5 protein-coding genes are annotated in these 8921 nt (G+C 58.5%); all 5 read left to right on the forward strand.

Features of this window, described 5'->3' with window-relative positions; translation table 11 throughout:
- The first annotated feature begins 3 nt into the window (after positions 1 to 3).
- Positions 4 to 3327, forward strand: coding sequence for a DUF2309 domain-containing protein (locus tag B2A78_RS08900; protein ID WP_077729631.1), 3324 nt, complete (start codon positions 4 to 6; stop codon positions 3325 to 3327).
- Positions 3320 to 4876, forward strand: a complete 1557-nt coding sequence (locus tag B2A78_RS08905; protein WP_077729632.1) for a proton-conducting transporter membrane subunit — start codon at positions 3320 to 3322, stop codon at positions 4874 to 4876. The genes B2A78_RS08900 and B2A78_RS08905 overlap by 8 nt, the downstream gene beginning before the upstream one ends.
- Before the next feature lie 7 nt (positions 4877 to 4883).
- A complete protein-coding gene (locus B2A78_RS08910) occupies positions 4884 to 6413 on the forward strand; it encodes an NADH-quinone oxidoreductase subunit M (RefSeq protein WP_077729633.1) in 1530 nt (509 codons plus the stop codon).
- A gap of 277 nt (positions 6414 to 6690) precedes the next feature.
- Positions 6691 to 8247 (forward strand): NADH-quinone oxidoreductase subunit M, encoded by a 1557-nt coding sequence (locus B2A78_RS08915; protein WP_077729634.1) that lies wholly within the window; start codon positions 6691 to 6693, stop codon positions 8245 to 8247.
- A 226-nt stretch (positions 8248 to 8473) separates the two neighbouring features.
- Positions 8474 to 8921 (forward strand): SulP family inorganic anion transporter (locus B2A78_RS08920; protein ID WP_139840990.1); only part of this gene is annotated, 448 nt, incomplete at its 3' end.

Genomic DNA, 8921 nt, shown 5'->3' on the forward strand with positions numbered 1-8921 from the left:
AGCGTGCTATCGCCCCAATCGAAAGGTTCGAAGCCCGACGTTCGCCGGCGGCTGCAAGAAGCGGTCTGCCACCTCGATCATGTGTTGCCGGGACAAGCGCCTATTCTGAATTTCGTGCACCACAATACGCTGCACGGTTATCAGCATCTTCCGTTTCAAGAGGCCCTGGAATCCGTCGAGCGACTGACCGGCGTCCGAGGCTACCTGCCCGAGGAAGAGTTCCGGAAGTTCTATGCCCAAGGCCGCATTCTCGATGAAGATCTCGCTGCCGCCTTTGCCGAAATGCCGGAACTTGGAGGCGAAGAGGCACTGCTGCGAATCGGCGATCGAGAGATTCTGCGCCGGGACGTCTATCGCATCGCCATGGTTTATGGCGTGGACGCGGTAACGCCGAGCCAATTGAACTGGCAAATCGAAGAAATGGCGGCGATCGACCGGTTTCAAAGCGATATTCCCCCCGAAGCGCGCCATCGCCTCATGGACTCCGTCAAGCGAATAACGGGAAATGCAGAGGCGCTCCAGGAAGCCGGCTTGATCCGCGACTTGTGGGATGCCGGACTGACGGTCCTCGGACTGGAGCAGGCAGCCCTGCACCCCGAAGATCTGACCGATCTCACCGTTCGGCAAGCGGAGAACTTATTGAATCACACCAACCGGTCGTCGAACGATGCGGCGGCAAGCACTACCCTTGCCCGCCAAAAGATGAGAACAGAGGCTCGCGCACTCACGGAATCCGCCTTCGCCGACGTCGGCCGCGGCATCTCATTGCGCGGACTGCTCGCCGCGTTGACGGGCCGGGACGTGCTCGACATCGTCCGTCCGATACTGATCCGCTTCAGCGCCTCCCATTTGGACGAAGGACTGGCCGCCTGGCATGCAGCCGATCGTCGGGAAGGACTGTACTCGACATGGCGCCGTTCGGCGTCCTACGATCTATCGCTGGGTCTCTGCGATTTTCCGGATTGGAGGGAAACCGTGTCGGCTTTACCGGAACAGGCGGTCGACGCCGTGCATGCCGAACTGATTCGGATCGGACTCCCGGAGAATCGCTGGGAAACCTATTTGGAACGGCTCGCCCTGGAACTCCCCGGCTGGTCGGGCATCATCAATTGGCGGCAGCACCATCCCGATTACGAGGCCAACCGGGAAGCGCCCGCCTCGCTCATGGATTATCTGGCCATCCGACTGGTTCTGGATCGTTTGGCAATCGAAGGACTATGCCGCGAAATCTGGGGCATAGCCGGCACCTTGCCGTCGCTGCGCGCCTATTTCGAACGGAATCCGTCCGAATTCCTGGTGCGTCATGCTCTGTGCCAGGGCCGTCTGCCCGAGTATCTGGCGGACTGCGCGCAGCAGTTGGTAGCCGAATCCAGCCCGGGAAACTTCGATCGAGAGCGCTGGTGGTCGGTAGCGGATATGATTTCTACCTGGAAGCACAGCGCGCTAGCGGAAAAAACTCAACGGCTGACCATCTACAACAGCGGCTGGCGCTTGTTCCGTCTGGCTCAGCATTTGGGCCTCTCGAGCCATGACGTTCGCGCCCTGTCTTTGCAGACCTGTGAAATCCTCCTCGCCGCGCTGGATGATTTATCTCCGTCACAGCGCGGTTATCTTTGGCTCTCCGCCTATGAGCGGCGTTATCGAGAGGAACTGTTCAATGCCCTCGCCAATAATCGTGGCCGGGGCCGCTGGGCGAAGCGTGACGATCGCCCGGACGCCCAAGTGGTCTTCTGTATCGACGACCGCGAGGAAGGCATTCGACGCCACCTAGAGGAATTGAACCCGCGCATCGAAACCTTGGGCGCCGCCGGCTTTTTCGGTGTGCCGATCAACTGGCGCGCTCTCGACGATGACAAGGTCACGCCGCTCTGTCCCGTGGTCGTCACGCCGGCACACGAGGTGCGCGAAGTCCCCCGCCAGGGCCAGGACGATTTGTGCACCAAACATGATCGGCGCCGAGCCCTTCGTCATCGAATCGGCGCGATATTCAACCAGGAAATCCGCCGGAATCTCGTTTCTTCTCAGTTTTTGATCGGCCTGCTTTCGCCCGGCGTGTTTCTGGCGCTGATCGGCAAAGTGTTTTTCCCCGCCCGGCAAACCGCTCTTGCTCAACGAGCGGATGCCCTGCTCGTTCCCGAGGTAGCCACCGAGTTATTTATTACCGCGGCAAGTGGTAGTGCTCCCGCGACCCCGGAAAATCCCCGCCTCGGCTTTACCGACTCGGAACAAGCCGATCGCGTTGCGGCATTTTTGCGCGCCACCGGTTTGACCTATGGCTTTGCTCCGCTGGTGGTCCTGATGGGACACGGATCAATCAGCCAAAACAATCCGCATCTCGCCGCTTACGACTGCGGTGCGTGCAGCGGACGCCACGGAGGACCCAATGCCCGCGCTTTTGCTGCCATGGCCAACCGACCGGAAGTGCGCGGGTTGCTCGCCGAAAAAGGTATAAGCATTCCGGCTGACACCTGGTTCGTCGGTGCGGAACACAATACCTGCAATGAAGACATCCTCTGGTTCGACCTGACGGATCTCCCTCCAGTCTCGCGCCTCGCATTCGGCAAGCTCAAGAACGATCTGGATGCCGCAAGGCGCCTCTCGGCCCATGAGCGTTGCCGGCGACTTGCCTCCGCTCCGCGCAATCCGACTCCGGACACGGCGCTCGCCCATATCGCCGAGCGTGCCACCGACTTTAGCCAAGCGCGCCCTGAACTCGGGCATGCCACCAATGCCGCCGCCTTCGTCGGGAGGCGCTCTTTCAGTCAGGGAAGCTTTTTCGACCGCCGGGTATTTCTGATCTCTTACGATCCGACTCAGGACCCCCTCGGCAATGTTCTCGAAAGCGTATTGTTGGCGGTGGGCCCCGTTGGTGCCGGCATCAACCTCGAGTATTACTTTTCCACCGTGAACAACGAGCGTTTCGGCTGCGGCACCAAAGTGCCCCATAACGTCACCGGACTTTTCGGCGTTATGGAGGGTGCGGCCAGCGATCTTCGAACCGGGCTTCCCCGGCAGATGATCGAAATCCACGAGGCGATGCGGCTGCAAATCGTCGTGGAGCACAAAACGGAAGTTTTAACCGCGATTTACGAGCGTCAGCCCTCATTGCAGGAACTGATCGGGAACGGCTGGGTGCTTCTGTCCGCTATCGATCCGGATACCGGAGAAATTTCCATGTTCACGCCGGGCGCCGGTTTTGTGGTGTGGAATCGGGAGCTTCGTCCCTTGCCTATCGTCGAGCGTTCCCCCGACTGGTATGCCGGACACGCGGGACCACTGCCGCCGGCATTGATTCAACAAAAGTCTTCGGGGATTTCTTATGCTTGATTGGTTGGTAACACTGATCCCGGGATTGCCGATTTTAGCGGCCTTGACCATCGGCATTGGCATCATATCGGGATTTATCACTGGAGAAGCGGGAGAGCGCTCTACCGCAGCCATCGCAGTCGGCGCAACCCTAGTGTCTTTTGTCGTGTCGATCGCGGTCTTTTGGTGCCGTCACGTGGACCTCATCCCGGATCAGCTCGTTCTGGGCACCTGGCTGGCTAGTGGCGATTATCTCGTCAACGTCAGCTTTGCACTGACTAGTCTCGCCCTGGCATTGTCATCTCTGTTCGCATTGTTTTCGCTGATGGTTGCCAGATTTTCGGTGAATTACATGCACCGCGAAGCCGGCTTCCATCGTTTTTTTCTCGTCCTGTCTCTTTTCGCCGGCGCCATGCAGTTGCTGGTGTTGGCCGGCAACGCCGTTTTTACCTTTATCGGCTGGGAATTGGCCGGGGTGTGCTCTTATCTACTCATCGCCTACGCCTATGACCGGCCGGTGGCCTCCGCCAACGCAACCTACGCCTTCGTAACCAACCGGATCGGCGATGCCGGTTTCACCTTGGGGATTTTCTTGGCTTTCGCTTGGACCGGCGGCGTCGAATGGCCTCAGATTACCCGAGGTGCCGCAGGTCTCGATGGTCTCCAAGCCGGTCTGATGGCTATCTGCTTCCTGCTGGCGGCCGCCGCCAAGTCGGCCCAAGTGCCTCTGGCGCCCTGGGTCGCTCGCGCCATGGAAGGACCAACACCATCCAGTGCCATCTTTTACGGCGCCGTGATGATTCATGCGGGTGTTTTCCTGGTGTTGCGGCTGCAACCGGTCTTCGAAGCGGCGCCAGCCGCCATGGGCATCATGGCGGCCATGGGTCTGGTGACGGCTCTTTATGGTTTCGCATGCGGATTGACGCAAACCGACGTCAAGTCCGCACTGATTTTCTCCACCACCGCACAGGTCGGCCTGATGTTTTTGGCTTGTGGCCTCGGCTGGTGGCAATTGGCGGCTTGGCATCTAGCTGCTCATACGATGTTACGCGGCTACCAATTCCTGGCCGCGCCGGCACTAATGCATCGCATTTTCGGTCAGCCGACCCGGCCCGTTCCGGAGTTCGCGGGTCGTTCTCGCTGGCTCTACACGGCCTCGTTACAGCGTTTTTGGCTGGAACATTTCGGCCATCAAGCCCTCGTCAAGCCAATAGCTCGCTTCGCCGCCGATTTGAACGTTTTCGACCGCCGTGTCGTGGAAGAAATCGTCGGACTACCCGCGCCCGCCATGCGGGGACTGTCTGCGTTGGCCGAGCGGGAGGAACATCGGCTCGGCGCCGGTTATGGCGCCAATGAACGCCGGGTCGGCGGTGTGCTCGGAATCGTGACCGATCTTTTCGCTTCCGCATTCCACTGGTTCGAAGAGCGCCTGGTCTTACAAGGTTTGGGTATGGACCTCGTGACCCTGGGACGCCGTCTCGGCATGCGGTTCAACCGCCTGGAATCCATTCTGGCTCAACCGCGCTATCTGATTCTTTTCGTCCTTTTCACCCTGCTAGCAACTGTGTGAGAACCCTATGGTCGGTGAAATCAACTGGGCGACGCAATCCGCCTTTCCTATCCTCAGCACGATGATCTTTCTGCCGTTGATTGCAATGGGCGCCGCTTATTTCGCCCAGTCGCAGCAGCGTTCGTTTTTTATCGGGCTAGCCGGCTCCGGCCTCGAACTCGCTCTAACGGTTTATCTGTTGATAGCCTTCGATTCGAGCGCCACTCACTTGCAGTTCACCGAAGACTTTGCGCTGCTGCCGTTCCTTCATTATCACCTTGGTGTCGATGGCCTCAGCATACTGTTCGTGTTCGTCACGTCGCTGTTGAGCTTTCTGTTAATGCTGTATGGGGAAATTACGCCGGAACGTCGGTCGCCAGGGCTGTACGTCGCCAGTCTGTTCGGTTTCCAGGCCGTGCTCACGGCGCTTTTCTTCACCGTCGATCTGCTCCAGTTTTGGTTACTGAGCTGTCTCGAACTCGTACCGGTTTCGTTCATCCTGCTCCGGTGGAGTACCGCTTCCGCGGAAGCTCCCAAAACGACCCGGCTTTATACCCAATTCATGTTCACCGGCTTGCTGATGCTATTTCTCGGCATTTTGATCTTAGGGTGGAATCACGCCCGAGCCGCCGGTGAATGGACTTTCGCGCTCGGAAACCTGCTCGAAACGCCGGTTTCCCCTGCGGCCCAATCCGCGGCTTTCGTACTTCTCTTTTACGGCTTGGCCGTACGGATGGCGCAATTTCCTTTTCATGCCTGGTTGCCCCAGGTTTCTCAACATGGAACCCTGGCCACCATAGGCGTATTTGTGATCGGAGCGAAAGTCGGTATCTACGGATTATTGCGCTTCGTGCTGCCGCTATTGCCTGATGCGGTCCAAACCCTGAAGCCGGCTGTTATCGTTCTGGCGTTGGCGGGCATGTTCTACGGTGCGCTGATGGCGCTGATGCAGTTGAATCTGAGGCGGCTCTTGGCCTTCGCGGCGGTCAGCCATACCGGCATGCTGGTGGTAGGCGTATTCTGCCTGAACTCGGAGGGGTTCGCGGGCAGCTTGCTGCTGTCGGTGAATTTCAGCATCGCGGCTAGCGGGCTGCTATTTGCCACCGGCTTGATGTTTCGTCGCGCCGGAAGCTCCCTGCTGCCACGTCTCGGAGGACTGTTCGATCTCATGCCGCTATTGGGTATCACGTTCCTGGTCTCCGCATTGAGCACCATGGCGATGCCAGGGACTCCCGGTTTCGACGCTGCCCATCTTCTTCTGGAGGGATCAATCGAAGCTCATGACTGGGGAGTCACGATTGCCGTAGCCACAGGCAACGTCCTGGCCGCGGCATTTCTGTTATGGGCCTTCCAGCGCGCCTTCCTGGCCCAGCGCAAAAAATCGGCGTTACATCGCCAGAAAACCAGGCTCACCGTTCCCGAGGTGACGCTTAACGGCGTCGTCTGCGCTGTTTTGTTGGGTGTCGGTTTTTACACCGAGCCTTGGGTTCAGATGGTCAACGAATCCGTAAGTGAATTGGCTCAACGCTTCGAGCGTTTGGAACAGAAGAAACAGTGACTTTGAATTATTTAACCTAACAACGGCAATTAACCGCTTCGATGCACCAGAAAAGCTCGTTGAATCTCAACTGCTATACCTCTTATCCGCTTCACCGCTTGGGTGAGGCCGCTACGCACTCGATTGCACGGCTATCGGGCCGCCTGACGGCGCCGTCGCGCCCTTTCGACGGGGCTCAGGACAGGCTTGCCGGCCGACCCGCCAACCGCACACTCGGATGCGTCCAACTGCCGTTTCCAGGTTTAATCGTCGGCTTACGCCGCCCGGAGACAAAGTGATGACCGCCGATTTTCCGATTCTGACCATTCTGATATTTCTTCCGCTGGCCGCGGCCGGTTTGTTGTTTTTTTTTCGAGATCCGGCATCCTCCCGTCGGTTCGGACTAGCGGTGTCTCTCGCGGAACTGCTCTTGTCCTTGTCCCTGCTCGGTCTTTTCGACTTCAGCTCGGCGAGAATGCAACTGATCGAGCGAGTCGTCTGGATACCGAGCCTCAACATTTCATACGTCGTCGGCCTTGACGGTCTGTCGATTCTGTTTCCGCTTCTCACGGCGCTTTTGACCTTTGCTGTGATCGCGGCGACCTGGACACAGGTCCAAACTCAGGTAAGGCTCTATCTCGCGCTCACACTCCTTCTGGAAAGCGCCACGCTGGGCGTGTTCTGCGCTCTCGATCTGGCACTGTTCTTTCTATTCTGGGAGCTTACGCTCATTCCCATCTTTTTCCTGGTGAGTTTGTGGGGAATCGGGCCGCAACGACGTTATGCCGCCAGCAAGTACACGCTTTTCATGCTGGCGGGCGGTGTTCCCCTGTTGTTCGGAATCATCCTCTTGGCGCTGAACCATGCCGAGCAAATGGGGAGCTCTGCGCCGCGCGGACTTTCCTTCGACTATCTGACGCTGCTCCACGTGCCGGTTTCCGAAGAGCTGCGCACCGCGGTGTTTCTGCTTCTATTCCTGGGCTTCGCCGTCAAAGCGCCTCTGTTTCCGTTTCACACCTGGCTGCCGACGGTTGCAATGGAAGGGCCTGCGGGCGTTTCGGCCCTGATTACCGGGCTCAAGCTCGGACTTTACGGCATGATGCGATTCGCCATTCCCTTGGTTCCCGATGCAGCCGGCGAATACATCTGGATCTTGACGGCCTTGGGCACCGTCGGGGTTTTGTACGGCGCGCTGATCGCACTGAAGCAAACCAATCTCCGCCGCTTGCTTGCCTACGCCAGCATCAGTCACGCGGGCTTCGTGGTCATCGGCCTTGCCACCCTGAACCCACAGGGGGTTCAGGGTGCCCTGTTTCAGTTGATCAACTTTGCGACCGTATCCGGCGGCATATTCCTGCTGGCCGGGTTTCTCCATCATCGCCTGGGCTCGACCGAACTTGCCAATTTGGGCGGGTTAGCCCGATCGATGCCTTTGCTCACGACCTTCTTCTTTCTTTTCGGAATCGCCGCGATGGGCGTGCCCGGCACCAATGGTTTCGCCGCGGAGCATCTGATCATTATCGGCGCATTCCAAGCTCACGTGGGTACCGGTCTCGCTGTGTTATTGGGAGTGATTCTAGGTGCGGCCTATTTCCTCGGCTTCTTTCAGCGGGCGTTCTGGGGGCCTGTTAAACTAACGGCTGTACGCACCGCTTCCGATTTGCGTCCGCGCGAATCGGGGCTGGCAATCCTGCTGATCGCCTTGATCCTCTTGGGAGGACTGGTGCCTAGCATGATTACGAGTACCAGCAGCACCGCTGTGACAGCGTGGGTTGCGCGGATCAATGCTGCAACCGGCCCTTCGGCATATGCCGACTTATCCGAAAAATTCCAAACAACAAGATCCAGTCCTTGAGTGAAATCGAAAATTCCGGTTAAGGAAATTGTTTGTGTCGATTCGATACCTGTTATAGATTAATGCTTCGTCCGGCGGCCCCTAGGCCAAAGCTCGATCGTCAAATCGGATTTTAATACAAGGACTTATATCCGATTTATCGAATAAGAACGTTAACGAGCTTTTTTGGAAAGGCATCCACATGGCTCGGCGAGCCATGCAACCTTATTAAGCGGGTATTAATTTTATGGTACGCAAACACATCAATTACTATGTCAGTCATCTGCGGAACGACATTCCGGCGGGCGTCGTCGTCTTCCTGGTCGCCCTGCCGCTGTGCCTGGGGATCGCACTCGCCTCGGGCGCCCCGCTGTTCGCCGGCATCATCGCGGGCATCGTCGGCGGCGTGGTGGTCGCCTGGGCCAGCGGCTCGCAACTGAGCGTCAGCGGCCCGGCCGCGGGGCTCACCGTGATCGTGTTCAACGCCATCGACAAGCTGGGCAGCTTCCAAGTCTTTTTGCTGAGCGTCGTCCTCGCCGGCGGGCTGCAACTGCTCCTGGGCTTTCTCCAGGCCGGGGTCATCGGCGCCTACTTCCCCTCGGCCGTGATCAAGGGCATGCTGGCCGCCATCGGCCTGATCCTGATCCTCAAGCAAATCCCGCACGCGGTCGGCTACGACGCCGATTTCGAGGGCA

It is taken from the genome of Methylocaldum sp. 14B, from assembly GCF_002005105.1.
In the GTDB taxonomy this organism is placed as follows: Bacteria; Pseudomonadota; Gammaproteobacteria; order Methylococcales; family Methylococcaceae; genus Methylocaldum.